This is a genomic window from Phascolarctobacterium faecium (assembly GCF_003945365.1).
GTDB classification, from domain to species: Bacteria; Bacillota; Negativicutes; order Acidaminococcales; family Acidaminococcaceae; genus Phascolarctobacterium; species Phascolarctobacterium faecium.
Window position 1 is genome coordinate 762,617 of the sequence record NZ_AP019004.1, and the last position, 21,358, is coordinate 783,974.

A 21,358-nucleotide genomic window follows, 5' to 3' on the forward strand; every position below is an offset into this window, starting at 1 on the left:
GGTATGAATTAAAACGGTTCAGCTTAGCTGAACCGTTTTAATTATTAATCTGTCAGTTTTTATTGCCCAGCTGCTCCAGCATGGTAGCAACGCTGAACGGTTTATTTTCCAGTAAGGCATCTATGCGCATAGTAATCAACGGATGCTGGCTAAGTCTGCGTGCTGTGATAAGTGCCGCCCGCAATGCTGGTGTAAGCTGTTCGTGTCCCCATTCTTCAAGAATGATAGAAGCAGCGCCGCGCGGCCAATCGTAAATAGAGGTCAAAGCGGCTGTGACTATAGGAACTCCGGTACCAGGGTGCGTTTCCAGGTATTTCAGCGGGATCAAAAGCGCTGTTTCTGATTGTGTATAGGTATTGATGTTTTTTTCGATAAAAGTCAATACTTTCTGGGGACGTTCATCGTTTTCAAAGCCTAGAAGATAAGGAAACAAAGCACTTTCCAGAGGGTGCTGCTTAAGATAATCGAAAAGACGTTCCCATATATCAATATCCAGTTCAAAGGCAAATTCAGCAGTAGTGTAATTTACGCTGCCATCTTCTTTGAATAATTGTGCTTGCACTTCCTCATACCAGTCGCGGCTGTAAATCAGTTTTTCACAGCGGCTTACCAGTTCGTGGCTGGCGTTAGAAGGTAATGCTGCCCAGTTGCTGTCGGTGATAAGCTTTTGCAGTCCAATGGAAATGTTTATTATTCCAATCAGGTCAGCAGGAGTTTTATCATATCGTTCAGCATGGCGCAGAAGCTCGCTGATCAGAGTCTTAGAATCGATACCGCTGATATCAATATAAGTTGGATCACTGTTTCCAATATAGTAACGGTCAAGCATCATAATAAAATTATTAATGATCAAAAGACAGCCACGGTAAGTTTTATAGTCCAGCTGCTCTTTATGCAAATGGTGTAATAACTGTCCCTTACGCATTACTACCAGACAAATCGGAGCATAATCGATTTCGATTTCACAACCGTGCCGAAGCAGCCAAATTTCTTCTTCTTCTGTAGTGCATTCAAGATCATAGAGGGTGAATATACGTCCCCAGCCTCTGGTAGAGCGAACAAGTTCCCATAGCTCGTCCTGTGGTGCAATATTATTGATACGGTAGGCAAAGGTAAGGAAAAAAGTGAATTCTTCACAGCGGCAAAGATCGACTAAATCATCCCAAAGGTTTTCGGAATGTTCTTTGCGCAGCTTCTCCAGTCCAAAGACTGCTAAGATGACGATTGCATATTTAACAAGCTCACGTTTATGCGCTGTATACAGCCAGTCTTCGGCTAAAGCAAGCAGTGGTTCGGGAACTTCGTCTTCTGACAGCAGTTCTACAAGCGGATCACAAACACTGACACATAAAATTTTTATCAATGCTTCTTCAAGAACCGCTTTTGCAGTAGCAGAAGGTTCATCAGCATAAGCCAGCAGCATACTGCAGACGGCTTCAGCACCTGGCAAGTCAGGCGGCATTTCGGCAGTATATATATAGGCATCATCGCTTCCTAATGGCCGTGGTAATGACGGAGTCGGATCATCTATCAAGGCACCTCCTTGATAGATGCCATTTTCATCTAGCTGATCCATTACATAAGCAAAAATACTGTGTTCATTTTTATCCATAAAGTTCATCCCTTAATTTTAAAATTATGCCTATTATACCATATAAGGCTATTCTTGACAGAAAAAAATACCCTGCCTGAGCAGGGTATTTTGCTGTTTATTTTAGAATGTTACGGGTTCACCGTAATAAGCACAGGTCAGAACCTTCTTCATACCTTCAGCATCAATTTTTCTCGGATTAGAACCAGTGCAGGGATCCAATACTGCATTGGCGGCGATTTCATCTATATGTTGTTTGAATAATTCTTCGCTGACGCCGTTTTCTTTATAGGTTTGGGCGATACCAAGTTTTTTGTTCAATTCTTTGATTGAATCGATAAGTGCATCAGTCAGCTGTTTATCTGTATTACCGGTAAGTCCCAGCATACGCGCTATAGTTGCATATCTGTCAGCACAAACTTTGGCATTATATTGGATAACAGACGGTAGCAGGATCGCATTACAGCAGCCGTGCGGGATATCGAACATCGCACCGGTTTTATGGGCCAGGCTGTGGGCTATACCTAAAAGTGCATTCGAGAAAGCCATCCCAGCCAGGCATTGAGCAATATGCATTTTGCCTCGTGCATTTTTATCACCATAATAGCTGTCAATCAAACTGTCATAAATATCACTAATAGCTTTAAGTGCCAGCGGGTCAGAGAAATCGCTGCGTGCAGACGCGACATAAGCTTCGATTGCATGGGTCAAAGCATCCATACCTGTATGAGCAGTCAAAGTTTTCGGCATGGTCAGAGGGATATCGGTATCCAAAATAGCAATATCCGGCGTGATTTCAAAATCTGCCAGCGGATATTTTATATTAGTAGAGTAATCAGTAATGACCGAGAATGCAGTTACTTCTGTTGCCGTACCGCTTGTAGAAGGAATTGCTACGAAAATAGCCTTATTCCTGAGTTTGGGTATATTGAAAGGTTTCTTGATTTCTTCAAAGGTTGCTTCGGGGTGCTCGTAAAAGACCCACATGGCTTTCGCCGCATCTATAGGTGAACCGCCGCCGATAGCGACGATAACGTCAGGAAGGAATTTGCGCATGGCTGCGGCACCTTTAAAGACGGTCTCGATAGACGGATCTGGTTCGATGCCTTCGAAAAGCTGGGTTTCCACACCGATTTCATGCAGGATATCTTCGACCTTCTGCAAAAAACCGCCCCGTTTCATAGAACTGCCACCGGTGAGGATCATTGCCTTTTTGTAGCCTTTCAGATTTTTTAATTCGTCGATTGCACCCGAGCCATAATAAATGTCACGTGGTAAAGTAAATCGTGCCATAGCTTGACACCTCCTAAAATAATTTGCCTTGATACTTTCATTATAACATTTTAACTAAATTCTACAAGGTTAGTAGGAATATAAAAAGTTAAATAATTGTAAATTTAAGGAAACATTTAGTAAATGGAGTTGGGAACCCAAATGGCTATAAATTGAGGAAAGTTTTAAAACTTTGAATAAAGTGCCGTGATACGGGAATTTCCTTTTCCAGGCAGTTTTCAACGGTCAGTATATAAGTGTCATTGAACCAGGGAATGATTTCGCGCACTTTATTCATATTGACAATATAGCTTTTGTGAGTTCTCAAAAAACCGCAGGGACGTAGTTTTTCTTCCAAAGTTTTTAAAGGCAGGTTTGATTCCAGAATACCTTTATTGGTATAGATCAGTATTTTTTTACTGGTATCTGTTTTGATAAGATAAATTTCTTCTTTGGGATTAAAGACTAAAAGTTTATTGTTGTTCCAAATAGAGAGCTTGATAGGAAAATTACAGCGGGATGGCAACTGCTGCTGAGATTGATTCTGCAAAACTTTTTGCAATTTTATAACAGTTGCCTGCAGGCGTGTCTTAGTATAGGGCTTAAGAATGTAATCGAAAGCTTCAAGTTCGAAGGCTCGTACTGCGAATTGATCGAAGCCTGTGGAAAAAATTATTTTCGGAGGGTTGGGCAAAGTTTTAAGTTTCTCGCCAACGGCCAGTCCGTCTAATACTGGCATTTCAATATCTAAAAAAACAGCGTCAGCAGTATTGTTTGAAAAATAATCAAGTACTGCCTCTCCATGTTCACATTCAGCAATGATCTCCAAATTGCTGTTAGTTTCCAGTAAGGCTCGCAGTTCTTGGCGGGACGGAAATTCATCATCTGCGATAACTATTTTTAGCATTTCAATCCTCCTCTTGCTTTGGTATTTTAAAACTGACGGTAGTACCTGTACCATATGTACTGTCTATATGAAGACCGTTGTCCGGGCCGTAAATTGCCATTAGACGTTTATGTATATTAGTCAGGCCAATGGATTTACGGCCAGGGATATCAAGAAGCAGCGAAGCCAGTTTTGCTTCAGGAATGCCAATGCCATCGTCATGCACGGATATAAAAAAATATTCTGTATCTTGGCTGACTGTTATAGTGATAGTGCCGCCATCTAATTTTGACCGTAGACCATGTTTGACAGAATTTTCAATTATTGGCTGTAAAATCAGGGCTGGAACCTTAAAAAAGGCTGTGTCATCAATTTCATAATTTATTTTTAGTTTGTCGCCGAAACGTGCTATTTCAATATTAATATAGGCATTGATGTGCTGCAGTTCCTGCCGCAGGGAAATTAATGTATTTGGATCAGCAAGGTTTTGGCGGTAATAATCAGCCAGATAATTGATAAGTTTTTTAGCTGTCTGAGGCTGTACGCTGCAATAATAGCTGATCGTATTTAGGGCATTGAATAAAAAATGCGGATTGATCTGTGCCTGTAGAGCTTTTATTTCAGCATTGGCCAGCAGTTTAGTACGTTCTTTGATCTGATTGATTTCGATATGCGTAGAAAGCATTGTTGCGATACCTTCAGCCAGCTTTGTTTCAAAGGCAGTCATTTTTTCTGCAACTATATGTCCCACACAAAGATAACCAATCGTGGCAGTATCGTTTGCCAGCGGCAAAGCCTGATAAGAAGTAAGTACAGTAAGCTTTTTATTGTTCAGGCAAAATTTTTCTGATAGCAGTGTTTCCAGGTCTCTCTGCAGGTAGTCAAGAAATGGCTGTTCTTGTTCACAGGCTGCGCAGCCAAGCAGCTGATAGTTAGAGGTAATACAGACAACGTCAAAGGATTTGACGTTTTGCAGGATGCTTTCCGTAATTTTTTGGGCGGCATTTTGATCGAAACCATTCTGCAAAATAGAAATTGAACTATTAGTAACATTCAGTGCAATTTTTGCCGCCAGCCCTTCAAGAATATCCTTCTGTTTATAACTGTCCATGATAAGACCGATAAAACAACCGGTACCTAAAGCTGTCGTGATCATTACCTGGAGAGCACAATCTTCAATTGATGGTGTAAATGTGTGGGGATAACAAAATAAGGCGAGTAAAATGATATGGCTGGAAGCGAAAATAAAACTTACGCCGATAGCGTGAGGCAGCAGTTCTTTTTTTTGTTTGAACCAGTGTGATAAAAGTCCTGCCAGTAGCCCTTCTACTAGGAAAAAGCAGCCGCTCACGAGAGCAGCTTTGGTATGGATAAACAAAACATAGTGAACAGAGATGAGCAGACTTGTACAGAAACCGATTAAAGGACCGCTGACTAGACCAGCTACGATAATAAAGATGGAACTGGTGTTGATAAGCCAGCTTTCGCCATATAAAGACCAGTAAGTATTGAGGATGCCTAGCAACGAAAAAAACGCAATAATATGTAGCTTGTTTTTTAACGAATAATTTTGTTGAAATAAGGTTGTTTGAAAAAACGCGGTTCGGCTGCAGATAAAGAAAATAATTAAAAATACTGCTAGTCCAAACCATAAATGACTCATTGTTTGGTAAAGAAAGTTCAGCATGAATTGCTCCTTATAAAGGCAAAATCATGCATCTTATTGCAGATTTTGTCATCTTGAGTTCATTTTTATCCTAAAAGTTGCATTTTATGTTATTTTAAATTTAGGAAATTGGTTGAATTTATCAGATTAAGTTCATTATATAAAAATTTAGTTATACATACAAGAAATGCATCCATTCTATTATGGAAGGGGGATAGTAGCTAATAAGCGCGAAAGGAGAAATTTATTATGGATTTGAAAACGTGTCTTTATGTTGGGTTTGCTCTTTATACGATATTTGTTATTTATGTGGGTTTTATTGGCTCTAAAAAAATAAAAGGGTTAAGTGATTTTGCGGTTGCCAGCGAAAGTATGGGACCGATATCATTAGGATTGGCTTTTGCCGCCTCTTTCTTTAGTGCTGCTACTTTTCTGGGGTATGTCGGATACGCTTACGCCTGGGGGGCTTCCGCTTTATGGATATTTTTAGCTATTTTTGGCGGGTCTACATTAGGGTTTATCGTTATTGCAAAAGGTGTGCGTGACAGTAACACTAAAATTAAAGCTTTATCATTGCCGGACTGGCTGGGAGAAATGTATAAAAGTGACTTTTTGAGGGCGTTGGTTTCTATTATCGTTATGATTCAGATGTTTTATGTGGCTGGTCAATTATCGGCAGGCGGTACGCTTTTATCAGGCCTTTTGGATATTGATTACAGTACTGCCGTTATTGCGGTAACTGTAGTTACTATTGTTTATGTCACCTTAGGTGGTTTGTTTGCGGATGTTTATACAAGTATTGGTCAGACTTGTTTGATGATGTTTGCTGGTGTGATTGTTTTCTTGTCAGGATTCTTTTTCTTCAAGGGCGGCATTACAGAAGTCAGTACGATCATTGCTGCGCGTGATCCACTGTTGACTGCGGTCATTAATCCTAAATCATTACATATGTACAGCTACGCTACTGTTTTCGGTGTTATTTTGATTGAATTTGCTTTTTCTGGACAACCGCAGCTGCTGACAAAAATTTTAGCATTAAAAGATCCTAAAGATATGAAAAAAATGATCTGGACTTGGATTGTTGCCTCATTCTGCTGTATGTTGGTAATTTTTGGCGGTTTGTATATGCTGGCACTGAATCCTGATCTGCAGCAGCCTGACTATGCGGTAGTAGAATATGTCAGAGCTTATTTTCATCCCATTATCAGCACGCTGCTTGCGGTTTCGATTGTAGCGGCATTGATGTCGACAGCCTGTGGTCTGCTTTTGGTTATGACAACCTGTATTGCTAATGATCTTTTTATTAAAACGTTGGTTAAACGTAAAATCATAAATATTCCGCAGGAAAAAGCTCAGAGGATCGCATTTATGATGACGAAGATATTGCCGGCAGTTTTTGGGATTATTTGTGTTTTGATGACACTGCATCCACCGCAATTTATGGGAGTCATGGTCTGGATTGGCATTTCTGGTGTCGCTTCAGCTACATTAGCACCGATGCTGATTGCTATTATCTGGCCTGAACGTATTAATGCTACTGCCGCTATCTGGGGAGCGATTGCAGGAGAAGCAACTTACATGGTTGTTTATCTGTTTACTAATATTGAAAAAAGCGTTATGGCAGCCGGTGCCTGGGGGTTGATCGTCAGTTTTGCGGTAATGTGGCTACTGTCTTCTAATAAAAAGAAACAGCGAATAACAGAAATGTGATCAAAAGTAAAGGATGTGATGAAAAATGTTGTGGGCAAGTCCGATGCTAACAGTTTGGGCCGTAGGTTGTGTATTGACACTTATAGTTTCATATATCCTTTTAGAAAAATGGTATTGAGGCAGGTGTAAATGATGAGGAAACCAAAAGTCGTAATTCTGGGAACTGGTGGAACTATTGCCGGTAGAGCAGGCTCTAATACAGAAATGACAGGCTATCAGGCTGGTGAAATAGGTATTCAGACCTTGATAAATGCTGTTCCGGAAATGCTTGAAGTTGCGGATGTAACTGGTGAACAGTTCTGCAATATCGGCAGTTTTGATATGATTGATGATATCTGGCTGAGATTAAGCCGTAGGGTCAGTGAACTTCTGCAACAGCCGGAAGTCAATGGTATTGTTATTACACATGGTACAGATACGCTGGAAGAAACAGCATATTTTCTAAATTTAACTGTTAAAAGTGAGAAACCGGTGGTTTTAGTTGGCGCTATGCGTCCGGCAACAGCGATGAGTGCCGATGGTCCTGTCAATCTGCTGAATGCAGTTGCTTTAGCCGGTTCGCAAGAGGCGGTTGGTAAGGGCGTATTGATTGCAATGAATGATCAAATTAATGGGGCTCGTGATGCAACTAAAACCAATACTACACATGTGGAAACATTTAAATCGTGGGAACTGGGATATTTAGGCTATTTTCAAAATGGGAAACCTATTTTCTATAAAGCAAGTCTGCGTCGGCATACGGCAGCAGCTGAGTTTGATATCAGTAAAGTAACTGCTCTGCCGCGAGTTGATATCGTCTATCTGCACGTAAACTGTGATGATATTTTAGTAAGAGCGGCAGTTTCGGCTGGGGCGCTGGGAATAGTTATTGCAGCCTTTGGTCACGGGAATCTGCATATTAATATAAAGCCTGCCCTGATCAAGATTGCTCGAAGTGGTATTCCTGTAGTACGCAGTACGAGGGTCGGTAATGGTATCGTAAGCCGGAGTGCAGACGATACTAATAACAAATTTATAGCTGCGGACAGTCTTAATCCGCAGAAAGCCAGAATACTTCTGCAATTGGCGCTGCTTAGAACGAAAAGTCCAGAGGAAATTCAAAGAATGTTTGATGAATATTAAGAAATAATAGTAAAACACCGCTTGTTTAAACAAGCGGTGTTTTCTTTGTATCAGAAGAAATAAATCTTTTGAATAAGCGCAGCGTCAGGTGCCGTCCGCTCGATGCGGACGAGCGCTTGACAGGGGGGACTACTTGATGATAAAATAAAAATAATAGGAATATTTATCAAAACAATTATATAAACAAATAAGTAAAAATTCTAAATAGTTGTATAAAACAATAAATATATAAGATCAGGTGCAGTAATGCTTAATAGAGAAACAGGTGTAAAACCTGTGCTGTCCCGCAGCTGTAATGCAGAGTTAGTCTTAAAATGTCACTGGGAAACTGGGAAGGCAAGACGAGCGATGAAGCAGAGCCAGAAGAACTGCCTGATTTTGACGCTATAAAATTCCTGCGATTGATGGGATTGCGCAATTATTTGACGCCTTTCTGTATTTATATGCAGAAGAGCGTTTTATTTTGTTTCAAGGGCAAAAGCTTTTGAATAAATGTAGAAATAATATGGGAAATGGATGTGGTTAAAGGTGAGAAGATTTGTAAAGAAAAGGTCATTGATATTTACACTGATTGGTTCAAGTTTTTTGTTTAGTGGTGTTACTGCTCATGCTGAAGAAGTTACAGAAAGTTTTACACTTGACCCTATGGTCATTACTGCTACAAGGACGGAGATGAGCGTGAAGGAAAGCCCCTCGGCTGTAGAAATTGTCAGCAGCAAAAAATTGGAAGAAACACAGGCGAAAACGTTGCGTGACGCTTTAAAATCTGCGTTGGGAGTAAACGTCTTTAATGATTTTCAGGGACGCAGTAATGTCAGTATTCGCGGCAGTGAGTCAAGGCATGTTTTAATTATGGTAGACGGTAAGCGTTTGGGTGGGGAACTTTCCTATAATTCCGCTAATGCCTGGGACGTTGATCGTATTCGCATGGAGGATGTGGAACGTGTAGAAATTATCAGAGGTCCAGCCGGAGCTTTGTATGGCAGTGATGCTATGGCGGGGGTTATCAATGTAATTACAAAAACTCCGGAAAAAAATGCCGGTAGTATCAATTATGAATATGGCTGGTATGAAAATGGTAAAGGTGCTGGCTACAAGTCTAATGTTTATCTGCAGGGGGTTGAAAAAAATGTATCCTATAAGTTAAATGCTGGCTTGAATAATAATAGGCCTTATATGGATCCAGCAGGCAGCGGAGATGAAATGAATTTTTATGGAAAGGAACAACCGATATCTTTAAGTGTAGGTTATAAGTTTGATAATGGAAATCAATTATCTGCCGATTTCAGCAGGATTAAAGAGGATAATCAGAAGGGTAGTTCATCTGTAACAGTTATGAGGCCGGGTGAAGTCTGGCAAAATAAAAAATCTACTATTTATAATGATAACAAACGTACAGATTATTCACTGACCTATAAAGGTGATGATGAAAAGCAAAGCTGGATTATCAGAGCTTATCAATCGGTTTATGATAAACGTTATACAAGTCAGGATGTTACGCAAATGTTTACGGGCGGCAAACCTGGAACAATAACTGTTAAAGATCCTAAGATTGATACTGTAAAAAGGACCTTGAGTGTTATTGAAGGTCACGATTCATGGCATATGGGAGATAAACATTATTTAACGGCAGGGCTGGAGTACCGCCGGGATAACAGTGAAGGGACCAGATTAAAGAAGAAAGGTACTCCTGTAGCTGGAGGCAGTGCATATAATGCTTATGATGAAGCGGCTATTAATTATACTGCCGTATATGTTCAGGATGAATTTAAACCTGATGAAAAATGGTTGATTATTCCTTCTGTACGTTATGATTACAGTGATAAATTTGGCAGTGAAATAACAAGCCGTTTGGCAACTACTTATAATGCGGCTAAAGACATACGTGTGAAGGCTGTTATCGGTCAAGGGTATAAAACTCCTACAGTTAATGAGTTGTACCATTTTTGGGAGATGTACGCTGCTAATCCGGGTGGCTCAGGACAGTTTTTTGAGGGTAATCCAGATTTGCAACCGGAAAAATCTTTAAGTTATGAATTAGCTGTGGAGAAGGACTGGGGAGATAAAACTACAGCTCATTTAGGAATTTTCCGCAATGACGTTAAGGATTTGATAAGTTCATACTGGACAGGCAGATTTACTGATGATGATCCCAATAGCTATCCGGGACTTGGTAGAGATCAGGTTATGACTTATCGGAATGTACCAAAGGCAACATTACAGGGTGTAGAATTTTATGGTTCGCATGAATTAGGGAAAAATATTTTTATGAATTTTGGTTATACTTATTTAGAGGCTAAAGATAAGACAGGCGGAACGCGTTTAACTGATCGTGCTAAGCATCAGTTAACTTTTGGTGTATCTTATCAACCGCAAAATATTTATGCATGGGATTGCAGTTTTGATATTGTTTCTAATCTAAATTATTATTATCACAACGCAGATAAGAGTACAATGGGGAATTCTGTATATTCTACTAAGAATTTTACTATTGCTAATATTATGGCATCAAAACACCTTACTAAAGATGCCAAGATTTATTTGGGGATCGATAACATAAGTAATCATAGGAATTTTGGCGCTTATGCTGATGGAAATTTAGGACGTTTGTATAGAGTTGGTATGGAATATAAATTTTAATACATAGTAGAAATATCTAGCGGGCTTAATGCCTGCTAGATATTTTAAATGGAGTTATGATATGAAAAAAATAATTTTAATGCTGTGCTTGTTGGCAGTTTCAGTAACTATGTATGGCTGCACTTCAAAAGAAATTCATAAAGATAGCGGGTTGATGAAAATAACGGACGATAATGGCAGGCAGGTTGCTTTTTCCAAAAAGCCTGAAAGGATCGTAGTTCTGTCACCTTCTTTTTTAGAACTTTTGGAAGTTTTAGATGGAAATGTTGTAGGACGGGCGGAATCCACAATTGTCAGGACTCCTGATTTTGCCAAAAATGCTGCTGTTGTTGGCTTTATTTTTAATATCAATACTGAAAAAGTAGTAGAATTGAAGCCTGATTTGATTGTCGCTTATAAGGGGATGCATGAAAAATACATCCAACTTTTTGAAGCAAATGGTATTCCTGTAGTAGTTTTAAATTTAAAAACTTATGAAGATGTCAAACATAGTATAAAAATTTTAGGTGAACTGACTGGCCAGAAAGAGAAAGGGCTAAAAATTGCATCAGAGCTTGACAAAAAAGTACAGAATACAGTTAAGCAGCTTCCTAAAAATACTAAAAGGGTTGCTATTTTACACAGCAGCGCACAAAATGTGACATTAGAGAAGGAAAATAGTATTGCTGGCTGTGTTGCCAAGTTATTGCAACTACATAATATTGTCCAGGACATTCAGAGTGTAACTGCTCCAACTGGTGAACAGATGTCTGATAAAGCTCCTTATAATCTGGAATTCTTAATAGAAAAAGACCCGGAAATAATTTTTATTACCTCAATGGGAGATAAAAACGATATTGAAGTGCGTTTGCAAAATGACGTTATGAGCAGTCCTGCCTGGGAATCAATAACGGCAGTAAAAAATAATGCAGTATATTATTTGCCGGATGAATTATTTCTTTTGAATCCAGGACTTAGATACTCTCAGGCTGTAGAATATATGGCATCGAAGCTGCAGGAATAAGGCTAAAAAATTATTTTGGCAAGATTTTGAATTATGGTTTATAATGACAACATAAGTAAGCTAAGGCTAACTTCATGGAACAATGTTATTTCAGCAAACGTAATATGAAAGGAATGAAAATTTATGAAAGATTTTTTGATTGTTTATTCCAGTAAAACCGGCAATACAGAGAAAGTTGCAAAGAAATTTTATGAAGTGGCAGGAGAACGCTGTGACCTTGCTGCTGTGAAGCAGGTGCCGGCAGTAGATGATTATAAGGTTATTTTTGCTGGTTATTGGGTCGATAAAGGTGAACCCGATAAGGATATGCAGGAGTTTTTGCAGACTTTGGATAATAAAAAAGTCGTACTTTTTCAAACGTTGGGAGCAGAAGCTTACTCTGAGCACGGGATCAGCTCATTAGCCAATGCCGGCAGATATTTAAGCACCGGCTGTAAAGTAGTAGGCACTTTATCTATTCGCGGTGCGATTGATCCGAAGCTGATCGAAACAATGATGAAGATGCCTGAAGGACATTCGCATGCACCTACGGAAGAAAGTAAAAAACGGTGGAAGGACGCAAGTACTCATCCTGATGAAGCAGATTTGCAAGCTGCAGGAGAGTATATACAAAAATTTATCACTTTTTATGACAGGTTTTATAAATAAAATTTGTATGGATTTTTAGAAAATACTGGGTAATTTTAAAAATGAAAAAAATAGACAAAATCACCACGCTGGGCAAAATGATGCTTAAAGACAAAATAACTAGTTCCTGGGATAAATTACTGACAGAGAAACCGCAAGGTGACTTAATGGTTTTTTATAAAAAGAGGCTGGAGCACTTTTGGCGTCTGCCGGATTTAGAAAAAATTATCGGCAAAGAGAAGGCTGCAAGCGCATATGCGGCAATGGAAGAAGTTGATGTTTTATTTGAAGATAAAGGCATCAAACCGCTGCCGTCGCCTCTGGGACAGAATGCTTTCAAGAAGCTTTTGCGTGAAGCTTCCAGCAGCAGGCCTATAGCAGCTTATATCCATATTCCTTTTTGCAAGATCAGATGCACTTATTGTAGCTTTTTTAAACAGGGTTCTTCAATAAAAGCAGAAGCAGAATATGTAACCAAGCTTTTGACAGAGCTGGAACAGATGCGTAATATGCATTATTTGAAAACTGCGGAAATCCAAGCGGTCTTTCTTGGCGGCGGGACTCCTGGAACCTTGACGAAAGAACAGCTCAGCAGTATTTTGCAGAAGGTACGCCAAGTGCTTCCTTTAAGTTCTGATTGTGAAATTACGGTTGAGAGCAGTATTTATGATATGGACGAAGAGAAACTTGCTGCTTGCATCGAAAATGGTGCAAACAGATTTAGCTTTGGGGTGCAAACTTTTGCTACGGATCTGCGCCGACAACTGGGGCGTCCTGATACCTGCGAAGAAGTTGTGCGTAAATTGAAGCTTTTTGCTGAGACGGGTACAAAGGTTATCATTGACCTGATTTATGGTTTACCGGGGCAGACAAAAGAATTGCTGCAGCGAGATTTACAGTTTTATCTGGATTGCGGTCTTAGTGGTGTCGATTTGTATAAACTGCAGATTTTTCCTGGGACGCCGCTGGGCAATCAATTTAAAGCTGATCAGAGTAATTTCCCTACAGGGAGGAAGCTGGCAGAGCTCTTTGTCAGCGGCGCAGAATTTTTAAGCAGGAATGGCTGCCGTCAGCTGAGCTGTTGCCATTGGGCAACTGATGACAGGGAAATAAGCCGTTATAATACTATGGTGAAAGAAGGCGCGCAGGTTCTGGCTTTCGGAGCCGGCTGCGGCGGATCATTAGGCAATTATGCTTATATGCAGCCGTTTGATCTGGAAAAATATGGAAGCCTGGTTGATAAGGGTATAAAGCCTTTTGTTATGTTATTTGAAAGAGATGGGTTTGCGCCTGTTTTTGCCGCAATCAAAGGTCAGTTTGACAGTGGCGTCTTTGAACCTCAAAAATTGAGAAGCTTATCAGAAATACCTTTTTCTGAATTGTTGTTTCCTTTATTGGAACGTTGGCGTAACAACGGTTTAATGGAAGCTGCTGATGGTGTTTATAAGCTGACGCCAATGGGTTTGTTCTGGCAGAATCAATTGAATCGTGCAGTGATGATAGCTGTGCAGTATTTAGTATACGGGCCGCGTGTTGCGGGAAGAAAGTCAGCTTTGACAATGATGAGTGCAATGGAAAATCGTACTTAAAAGTTATATGATTAAAGCCCCTGTTCAATAAGAACAGGGGCTTTAATCGGTTATTATTTAAGCTTTTAATTCGATTTCCAGCAGGCAGTCGCCGCTTTCGATACGGTTACCTGCTGTTACATGGATCTGGGCTACGATACCGCTGATTGGGGCGGCGATAGTTGTTTCCATTTTCATAGCTTCGGTAACTACAAGCGGGGTGCCTTTAGTTACTGCTTGTCCTTTTTCCACCAGTACTTTAACAACGGAACCTGATAAAGTAGCGCCGATCTCACCCTGATTGGCTTTATCAGCTTTTTTGCGGCTGATATTGGTAGCTTTGACATTTCTGTCTTTGATATCGATTTCCCTGGGCAGACCGTTGAATTCGAAGGATACTGTACGAATACCATCGGCATTGGCTTCGCCGATATGTACAAGCTTAATGACCAGCATCTTGCCTTGTTCGATTTCTACTTTGATTTCTTCGCCTATTTTCATGCCGAAGAAGAATGTTGGTGTATCAAGTACAGAAACATCTCCGAAATCATGTACGCGTTTGACCCAGTCAGTAAAGACTTTTGGATAGAGACAGTAAGAGCTGACGGCTTCTTCTGTAATAGGTGCTTCCAGTTCTGCAAGTTTAGCTTTTATTTCCTCAAAATTAACAGGCGGCAAAGTATCGCCGGGACGGCCTTCTAAAGGTTTACGTCCTTTGAGAACTATTTGCTGCAGTTTTTGAGGGAAGCCTTGATAAGGAACGCCGATACGGCCTTCAAAAAATTCCACTACAGAAGCAGGGAAATCGAGTACGTCACCTTTAGCATAGATATCTTCTTCGCTGAGATCGTTTTGTACCATGAAGAGAGCCATATCACCGACTATTTTAGAAGAAGGAGTTACCTTGATTAAATCACCGAACATCATTGAGACGCGGTGATACATATCTTTGACTTCTTCCCAACGTTCGATAAGACCGAGAGCGGTTGCCTGCTGTTTAAGGTTGGTGTATTGGCCGCCCGGCATCTCGTGTACATATACTTCCGGGTTTGGAAACAGTTCGGTCTGGTCAGCGGCTTTATAATATGGACGTACGGTTTCCCAATAACGGGATAGTTCGTTCATAGCATCGACGTCTACACGCGGCTGGCGCGGATGACCGCTGAGCGCATAATAGAGGCTGCTGCCGCTGGGCTGAGAAGTGCCGCAACTCATAGCGGACATCGCTGTATCAACAATATCAACACCGGCATCGACGGCACGGGCGTAAGTGTGGATAGCATTGCCGCTGCCTTCATGTGTGTGCAGATGTATCGGCAGGTCAACAGCGTCTTTGAGAGCACTGACAAGGCGGTAAGACGCCTCAGGTTTTAACAGTCCAGCCATATCTTTGATTGCAATAATATTGGCACCGGCGGCTGCCAGCTCTTTAGCCATATCCACATAATATTTCAGATCATATTTATCCCGGCGGGGGTCCAGAATATCGCCGGTATAGCACAGTGCCGCTTCGGCAACTTTATTGCATTCTCGCACAGTATCTATGGAAAGACGCATATTATCAAGTCCGTTGAGGCTGTCAAAGATGCGGAAAACATCGACACCGTTTTTGGCGGCCAGATGAATAAATTCTTTGACGACATTATCAGGATAGCTGGTATAGCCAACTGCATTGGCTCCGCGCAGCAGCATTTGCAGTAAAATATTAGGGGCTTTTATACGGAATTGCTGCAGCCGATCCCAGGGACTTTCGTCGAGAAAACGGTAAGCAACGTCAAAGGTAGCGCCGCCCCAGCATTCGAATGAGAAAAGGTTTGGAAGTTTTCCTGCTGTAGCAGCTGCTACTTTCATCATATCGTTTGTACGCAGACGAGTCGCAAACAATGACTGATGTGCGTCGCGGAAAGTGGTATCAGTGATTAGTACTTCACTTTGGGCCTGTACCCATTTTGCCAATCCTGCAGGGCCATGGGCATCAAGAACCTGTTTGCTGCCATCAGGAATCTTACCGATAAAGGGCTTGGGCATATTCAGGGGGGCAAATTCCGGTTTTGGCTGTACACCTACGTTAGAATAGCCATTGATAGAGATATCGGCAATATAATTGAGCAGTTTAGTACCGCGGTCATGTGTTTTAGGGAAAATAAACAAGTCGGTGTTATCATCAACAAATTTAGTGCTGTAGCTGCCGTCAGTGAATTGCGGATGCTGCAGTACATTTTCCAAAAAGAGAATATTGGTTTTAACGCCGCGTATACGGAACTCCTTCAGACAGCGCAGCATCTTACTGATAGCTATTTGATGTGTCAGTCCCCAGGTGGTTGCTTTAACGAGCAGGGAATCGTAGTACGGGGTGATGACGGAACCAGTAAACGCATTACCTCCGTCCAGGCGTACGCCAAAGCCGCCGCCGCTGCGATAAGCGATCAGTTTACCGGTATCTGGCATAAAATTGTTGGCCGGATCCTCCGTAGTGATACGGCATTGGATAGCATGGCCATGGGTAATGATGTCCTTTTGTTCGGGGATCGCTATTTCAGGATCATGGATGGAATAGCCTTCAGCAATTTTAATTTGTGTTTGTACAATATCGATACCGGTGATTTCTTCGGTAACTGTATGTTCAACCTGAATTCTTGGATTAACTTCAATAAAGTAGAAATTATTGTCCGGTGTTGCTAAAAATTCAACTGTGCCAGCACTGATATAATCAACATTTTTCATCAATTTAACGGCTGCTTCGCAAATACGGCTGCGCAGCTGCTGAGGCAGAGAGAAAGCAGGAGCAACTTCGACCAGTTTTTGATGCCGGCGCTGTACGGAACAGTCACGTTCGTGCAGATGTACAATGTTACCGTGGGTATCGCCGATGATCTGTACTTCGATATGTTTAGGGTTTTGCAGATATTTTTCAAGGTAGATCTCGTCACTGCCGAAGGCTTTGAGTGCTTCTGATTTGGCAAGGCTGTAAGCCTGATCCAGCTCGTCCATGGAAGCTACCATACGCATGCCGCGTCCGCCACCGCCGTTAACAGCCTTGATAATGATCGGGAAACCGTGTTTCCCCGCAAAAGCACGTACTTCTTCTACGCTGCTGACTGTGCCGGTAGAACCGGGAATCATTGGAATACCAGCCAGTTCAGCCTGCGTGCGGGCATTGATCTTATCGCCGAACATTATCAGGTGTTCAAGACACGGACCGATAAAGATGAATCCTTCTTCAGCGCAGCGTTTAGCCAGTTGGCTGTTTTCTGATAAAAAGCCATAGCCGGGATGAATGGCGTCGACATCGTGTTCTCGAGCAATACGCATGATGTCTTCAATATCAAGATAAGCGTCTATGGGGCCTTTGCCTTCACCGACCAGATAAGCTTCATCGGCACGGTTACGATGCAGAGATAAAGTGTCTTCCTTAGAGTATATTGCTACAGTACGGATGCCTAATTCATTACAAGCACGAAAAACGCGTATCGCGATCTCGCCGCGGTTAGCAACTAGAACTGTTTTAATTTTTTTCATGGTAAACCCTCCTTTGGTTGAGACCGTATCCATTGTATAAGAAAAAAGTACTTCTGGCAACATCAAAAGTTCATGTATACATAATTCTTGCACTGCACTTTGTATACATTTTTTGAAACACCGGCTAAGTTGTGGTTTTTTAGTGTAAAATTTTTCGGTATATGCATAAAATTTGCAGGACTGTTTCCTGACAGGAAAATCAGGGCAGAACAGTGGTTAGGATTTTTAGAAATTATTTCGATACTTTATTTAATGAAAAAGAAAGTATTATTGCCGACTTTCACAGATTTTTTGCTTGTTTAATTATCGAAGAACGGTTATCATTTAATATAGAATAATAATGTAAGTACAATATATGTACATATTTGGAGGTTCGGATATGCCAGAGAAAAAAGCTCCCCCTAAAAAGCCGCTTTATTACTATTATATTTTGGCTTTGGCAATAATTTTACTGATCAATACGGTTATCGTACCAACGTTTTTCAGCCCGCAGGTCAAAGAGATTTCCTATGGTAACTTTTTACAGATGGTAGACGATGGTAAGGTTGCAAAAGTAGAGATCACTAATAATAAGATAGCTGTTCTTGCGAAAGACAGTGATAACAAAGTAATTTATGTAACAGGCAGGGTAGAAGACCCTGATTTGGTTAACCGCTTAATGAAGAGCAAAGTAGAATTTTCGCAGGTTATTCCAAAGGAAAATTCACCGCTTGTTAATTTCTTTATGAACTGGGTCTTACCGATCATGATATTCTTCGCATTGGGCCAGCTTTTTATGCGTTATATGGGCAGCAAACTGGGTGGTGGCAATGCCATGAGTTTTGGCAAGAGTAATGCCAAGGTGTATGTAGAAGCACAGACTGGTAAAAGTTTTGCCGATGTAGCCGGGCAGGATGAGGCTAAAGAAGCATTGATGGAATTAGTGGATTTTTTACATAATCCTGCGAAATATCAGGCTATCGGAGCCAATATGCCAAAAGGTGCCTTGCTGGTTGGTCCTCCTGGTACAGGTAAAACTCTGCTGGCTAAAGCTGTAGCAGGTGAGGCGAAAGTGCCGTTTTTCAGTATTTCCGGCAGTGAATTTATTGAGATGTTTGTTGGTATGGGTGCGGCGCGTGTCCGTGATCTGTTCAAGCAGGCTCAGGAAAAAGCTCCTTGTATCGTATTTATTGATGAGATAGATGCTATTGGCAAGCGTCGTGACAGCGGACAATTTGGCGGCAATGATGAACGTGAGCAGACTTTGAATCAGCTGCTTTCAGAGATGGATGGCTTTGATGGCAGTAAAGGTGTTGTGATCCTAGCTGCAACTAACCGTCCGGAATCATTGGATAAAGCGCTTTTGCGTCCAGGTCGTTTTGACCGCCGTATACCTGTTGAGCTGCCTGATTTACAGGGACGTGAAGCAATTCTGAAAGTGCATGCGAAGGCAATTAAAACCTGCGATGATATTGATTATTTGACGGTAGCAAGAGCTACTGCGGGTGCTTCTGGTGCTGAATTAGCGAATATTGTCAATGAGGCTGCCCTGCGTGCTGTCAAAATGAACCGTACCTGTGTAAGCCAAAGCGATCTAGAGGAATCTGTTGAAGTAGTTATTGCCGGTTATCAGCGTAAAGGCGCTGTAATTCCGCCGGAAGAAAAGAAAATAGTTGCTTATCACGAAATTGGACATGCACTGGTAGCTGCTTTGCAGAAAAAATCAGCTCCTGTCCATAAAATTACGATTATCCCTCGTACATCTGGAGCCCTGGGTTATACTATGCAGGTTTCTGAAACTGATAATGTATTGATGAGTAAAGAAGAACTTTTCAATAAGATCGTTACTATTACTGGTGGACGTTCTGCAGAAGAAGTTATTTTCAGTTCTATTACGTCCGGTGCTTCCAATGATATTGAGCAGGCTACCAAGCTGGCGCGTGCGATGGTTACCCGCCTGGGTATGACGGAAGAATTCGATATGATGGCTACCGAAACAATGACTAATATTTATCTTGGCGGAGATCCTTCGTTGAACTGTTCTGACGAAACAGCCAGTAAAATTGATGCCAAAGTTTTGGAAATTATCAAAGAAGCTCATCAGAAAGCGCGTGAGATTCTGGAAGAAAATAAAGAAAAATTACACGAGCTGGCAGCCTTTCTGCTGGAACGTGAAACGATTACCGGCGAGGAGTTTATGCGTTTGCTGAATAGTGAAGCTGATGTTATTGAAACTTCTGCGACGGTTGTAAAAGAAGGTGAAGCTGATGCTGAGGAAGCAAGCAGTATTTGACAGAGAGACTTTTTTGACACTGCCAGATTTACCGCCTCGTTTAAAGCTATGGGGTGAAGATAGAGAGCTTGAAGATTTTCTTGTAAAGAAAGCGTTTATGATTAATCCTATTCCCAGTTCTGTGGCGCGTGCAGATGGCGAGGTGAAAATTGCCGTCGTTGGTTCAGGTCCTGCTGGTTTAGGCAGTGCTGACGAATTGACTCGGTTAGGTTTTAAAGTGACGGTTTTTGAGCGTGACGATCGTCCGGGTGGGCTTTTGATGTATGGCGTACCTAATATTAAGCTTCCTAAAAATATCGTCATGCAGAAAATAGAAGCGCTGCAGGATGCAGGAGTGGAATTTCGTCTGCAGACAGAAATAGGCAAGCAGGTAACTTTTGCCGATCTGCAAAAGGAATTTGCTGCGATTATTGTTTGTGTTGGCAGTACTTCACCGCGACGTTTGAAAATGATCCGCGATGATGCTAAAGGTGTTTACTATGCTAAAGATTTTCTGACTTATGTAACGAAGGAAATGTTGGAGCAAAACACATCTGTTCCCGCTGATACGGCAGGTAAGGATGTAGTGATTATAGGCGGAGGAGATACTGGTATCGACTGCGCTGCAGTGGCTTTTGCCCAAGGGGCCCGTAGTATCCTTCAGCTGGAGCTGAGGGAATGTGAGATGACCGGAAAAACGCAGGACGGTTTCTGTGAGTTGGTCAGCAGTGATCCTACATTATCATACGGCACTATGCTTCAGGATGTTTTATATGATGATAATGGCTTTGTAAAAGGGGTTCGCATCGCTAAGGTAGAATGGATAAGCTCCGCTTCGGGCAGCTTGCCTAAACCACAGTTGATCGAAGGCTCGGAGTCAGAAATCCCGGCGCAGCTTTTGCTGCTTGCTACTGGTTTTACAGGACCGGAGCCTGCTGTGTTCAGTACTTTTGCTTTTAATAAAACTCCTGTTGGCACGATCGCTAAAGGAAGCGGCTATTTTGATACTTCACGTGCCGGTGTATTTGCAGCAGGCGATGCTCGGCGTGGGCAAGGTGTTGTGGAATGGGCTTTTGCAGAAGGTCGTAATGCGGCTGTTGAATGTGCTGAATATTTGCATGCTTTAAAAAAATAATTATAAAAAAACGCCAATATCCTTTTACGGATATTGGCGTTTTTATTTTATTAATAAATGCAAGCGAATTTTTAAATAAAAATAGCAGGGTGATTAAAATACAACGTAAAAATGTTTTTATATACTTTAAAATAAAGTGGAATATATGGGGCTGGAGAATGGCTTCAGTAGCTAATCTACGAACATATGTTGCCTCAGCAACAAAAAGTTGAACATTTGTTTAATTTAATTCAAATATTATCAGCAATATTGTAACAGATTTGTTAACAATTAACTTCGGCATAAGTTGAAAAAAATCTTTACAATAAAGGTTAAGAAAGCAATAGCTTTCAAAAGCGAAGGAGAAATTTTATGTAGTCTATTTTGAG

General features: G+C 41.2%; 13 protein-coding genes and 1 riboswitch. Of the genes, 8 read left to right on the top strand and 5 right to left on the bottom strand.

The window, feature by feature from the left end; all coding sequences use genetic code 11:
* Positions 1-52: 52 nt before the first annotated feature.
* From PFJ30894_RS03765 to PFJ30894_RS03780, 4 genes are all read right to left on the bottom strand, one after another.
* Entirely contained in the window at positions 53-1,612 is a 1,560-nt protein-coding gene (locus PFJ30894_RS03765) for a hypothetical protein (protein WP_113077968.1), read from the bottom strand.
* A 102-nt stretch (positions 1,613-1,714) separates the two neighbouring features.
* Positions 1,715-2,884: an iron-containing alcohol dehydrogenase gene (locus PFJ30894_RS03770; RefSeq protein WP_113077969.1), complete on the bottom strand. Its 1,170-nt coding sequence runs from the start codon at positions 2,882-2,884 to the stop codon at positions 1,715-1,717.
* Between the two features lie 145 nt (positions 2,885-3,029).
* A complete protein-coding gene (locus PFJ30894_RS03775; RefSeq protein WP_167457019.1) occupies positions 3,030-3,770 on the bottom strand; it encodes a LytR/AlgR family response regulator transcription factor in 741 nt (246 codons plus the stop codon).
* Position 3,771: 1 nt separating this feature from the next.
* A complete protein-coding gene (locus PFJ30894_RS03780; RefSeq protein WP_125669102.1) occupies positions 3,772-5,436 on the bottom strand; it encodes a histidine kinase in 1,665 nt (554 codons plus the stop codon).
* Between the two features lie 228 nt (positions 5,437-5,664).
* Here PFJ30894_RS03780 and PFJ30894_RS03785 point away from each other — a divergent pair, with 228 nt between their 5' ends.
* The 6 genes from PFJ30894_RS03785 to hutW all read left to right on the top strand — a co-directional run bounded on the left by PFJ30894_RS03785 (position 5,665) and on the right by hutW (position 14,106).
* Positions 5,665-7,125, top strand: a complete 1,461-nt coding sequence (locus PFJ30894_RS03785; RefSeq protein WP_113077972.1) for a sodium:solute symporter family transporter — start codon at positions 5,665-5,667, stop codon at positions 7,123-7,125.
* A gap of 129 nt (positions 7,126-7,254) precedes the next feature.
* Entirely contained in the window at positions 7,255-8,247 is a 993-nt protein-coding gene (locus tag PFJ30894_RS03790) for a type II asparaginase (protein ID WP_125669103.1), read from the top strand.
* Positions 8,248-8,466: 219 nt separating this feature from the next.
* Positions 8,467-8,637: riboswitch (cobalamin riboswitch) on the top strand.
* 138 nt (positions 8,638-8,775) lie between these two features.
* Positions 8,776-10,887, top strand: a complete 2,112-nt coding sequence (locus tag PFJ30894_RS03795) for a TonB-dependent receptor plug domain-containing protein (RefSeq protein ID WP_167457020.1) — start codon at positions 8,776-8,778, stop codon at positions 10,885-10,887.
* Between the two features lie 61 nt (positions 10,888-10,948).
* On the top strand, positions 10,949-11,890 hold the full coding sequence (locus PFJ30894_RS03800; RefSeq protein WP_167457021.1) for an ABC transporter substrate-binding protein: 942 nt from the start codon (positions 10,949-10,951) through the stop codon (positions 11,888-11,890).
* Positions 11,891-12,013: 123 nt separating this feature from the next.
* Positions 12,014-12,538, top strand: coding sequence for a flavodoxin family protein (locus PFJ30894_RS03805; protein ID WP_125669104.1), 525 nt, complete (start codon positions 12,014-12,016; stop codon positions 12,536-12,538).
* A gap of 41 nt (positions 12,539-12,579) precedes the next feature.
* Positions 12,580-14,106, top strand: a complete 1,527-nt coding sequence (gene hutW / locus PFJ30894_RS03810; RefSeq protein WP_125669105.1) for a heme anaerobic degradation radical SAM methyltransferase ChuW/HutW — start codon at positions 12,580-12,582, stop codon at positions 14,104-14,106.
* A gap of 57 nt (positions 14,107-14,163) precedes the next feature.
* Here the strand turns inward: hutW and PFJ30894_RS03815 are convergent, their stop codons facing one another.
* On the bottom strand, positions 14,164-17,604 hold the full coding sequence (locus PFJ30894_RS03815) for a pyruvate carboxylase (RefSeq protein ID WP_125669106.1): 3,441 nt from the start codon (positions 17,602-17,604) through the stop codon (positions 14,164-14,166).
* 379 nt (positions 17,605-17,983) lie between these two features.
* Between PFJ30894_RS03815 and ftsH the strand changes: the two genes are divergently transcribed.
* Together ftsH and PFJ30894_RS03825 are read left to right on the top strand one after the other, a co-directional pair.
* Positions 17,984-19,876 carry an ATP-dependent zinc metalloprotease FtsH gene (gene ftsH / locus PFJ30894_RS03820; protein ID WP_021717544.1) on the top strand — a complete coding sequence of 631 codons (1,893 nt, stop codon included), beginning with the start codon at positions 17,984-17,986 and terminating at the stop codon, positions 19,874-19,876.
* A complete protein-coding gene (locus PFJ30894_RS03825; RefSeq protein ID WP_113077980.1) occupies positions 19,851-20,990 on the top strand; it encodes an FAD-dependent oxidoreductase in 1,140 nt (379 codons plus the stop codon). The genes ftsH and PFJ30894_RS03825 overlap by 26 nt, the downstream gene beginning before the upstream one ends.
* Positions 20,991-21,358: the final 368 nt, after the last annotated feature.

Bases quoted from the DNA above. Each gene is read 5' to 3' on its own strand.
- PFJ30894_RS03765 (WP_113077968.1), bottom strand. From the start codon at position 1,612: ATGGATAAAAATGAACACAGTATTTTTGCTTATGTAATGGATCAGCTA.
- PFJ30894_RS03770 (WP_113077969.1), bottom strand. From the start codon at position 2,884: ATGGCACGATTTACTTTACCACGTGACATTTATTATGGCTCGGGTGCA.
- PFJ30894_RS03775 (WP_167457019.1), bottom strand. From the start codon at position 3,770: ATGCTAAAAATAGTTATCGCAGATGATGAATTTCCGTCCCGCCAAGAA.
- PFJ30894_RS03780 (WP_125669102.1), bottom strand. From the start codon at position 5,436: ATGCTGAACTTTCTTTACCAAACAATGAGTCATTTATGGTTTGGACTA.
- PFJ30894_RS03785 (WP_113077972.1), top strand. From the start codon at position 5,665: ATGGATTTGAAAACGTGTCTTTATGTTGGGTTTGCTCTTTATACGATA.
- PFJ30894_RS03790 (WP_125669103.1), top strand. From the start codon at position 7,255: ATGATGAGGAAACCAAAAGTCGTAATTCTGGGAACTGGTGGAACTATT.
- PFJ30894_RS03800 (WP_167457021.1), top strand. From the start codon at position 10,949: ATGAAAAAAATAATTTTAATGCTGTGCTTGTTGGCAGTTTCAGTAACT.
- PFJ30894_RS03805 (WP_125669104.1), top strand. From the start codon at position 12,014: ATGAAAGATTTTTTGATTGTTTATTCCAGTAAAACCGGCAATACAGAG.
- hutW (WP_125669105.1), top strand. From the start codon at position 12,580: ATGAAAAAAATAGACAAAATCACCACGCTGGGCAAAATGATGCTTAAA.
- PFJ30894_RS03815 (WP_125669106.1), bottom strand. From the start codon at position 17,604: ATGAAAAAAATTAAAACAGTTCTAGTTGCTAACCGCGGCGAGATCGCG.
- ftsH (WP_021717544.1), top strand. From the start codon at position 17,984: ATGCCAGAGAAAAAAGCTCCCCCTAAAAAGCCGCTTTATTACTATTAT.
- PFJ30894_RS03825 (WP_113077980.1), top strand. From the start codon at position 19,851: ATGCTGAGGAAGCAAGCAGTATTTGACAGAGAGACTTTTTTGACACTG.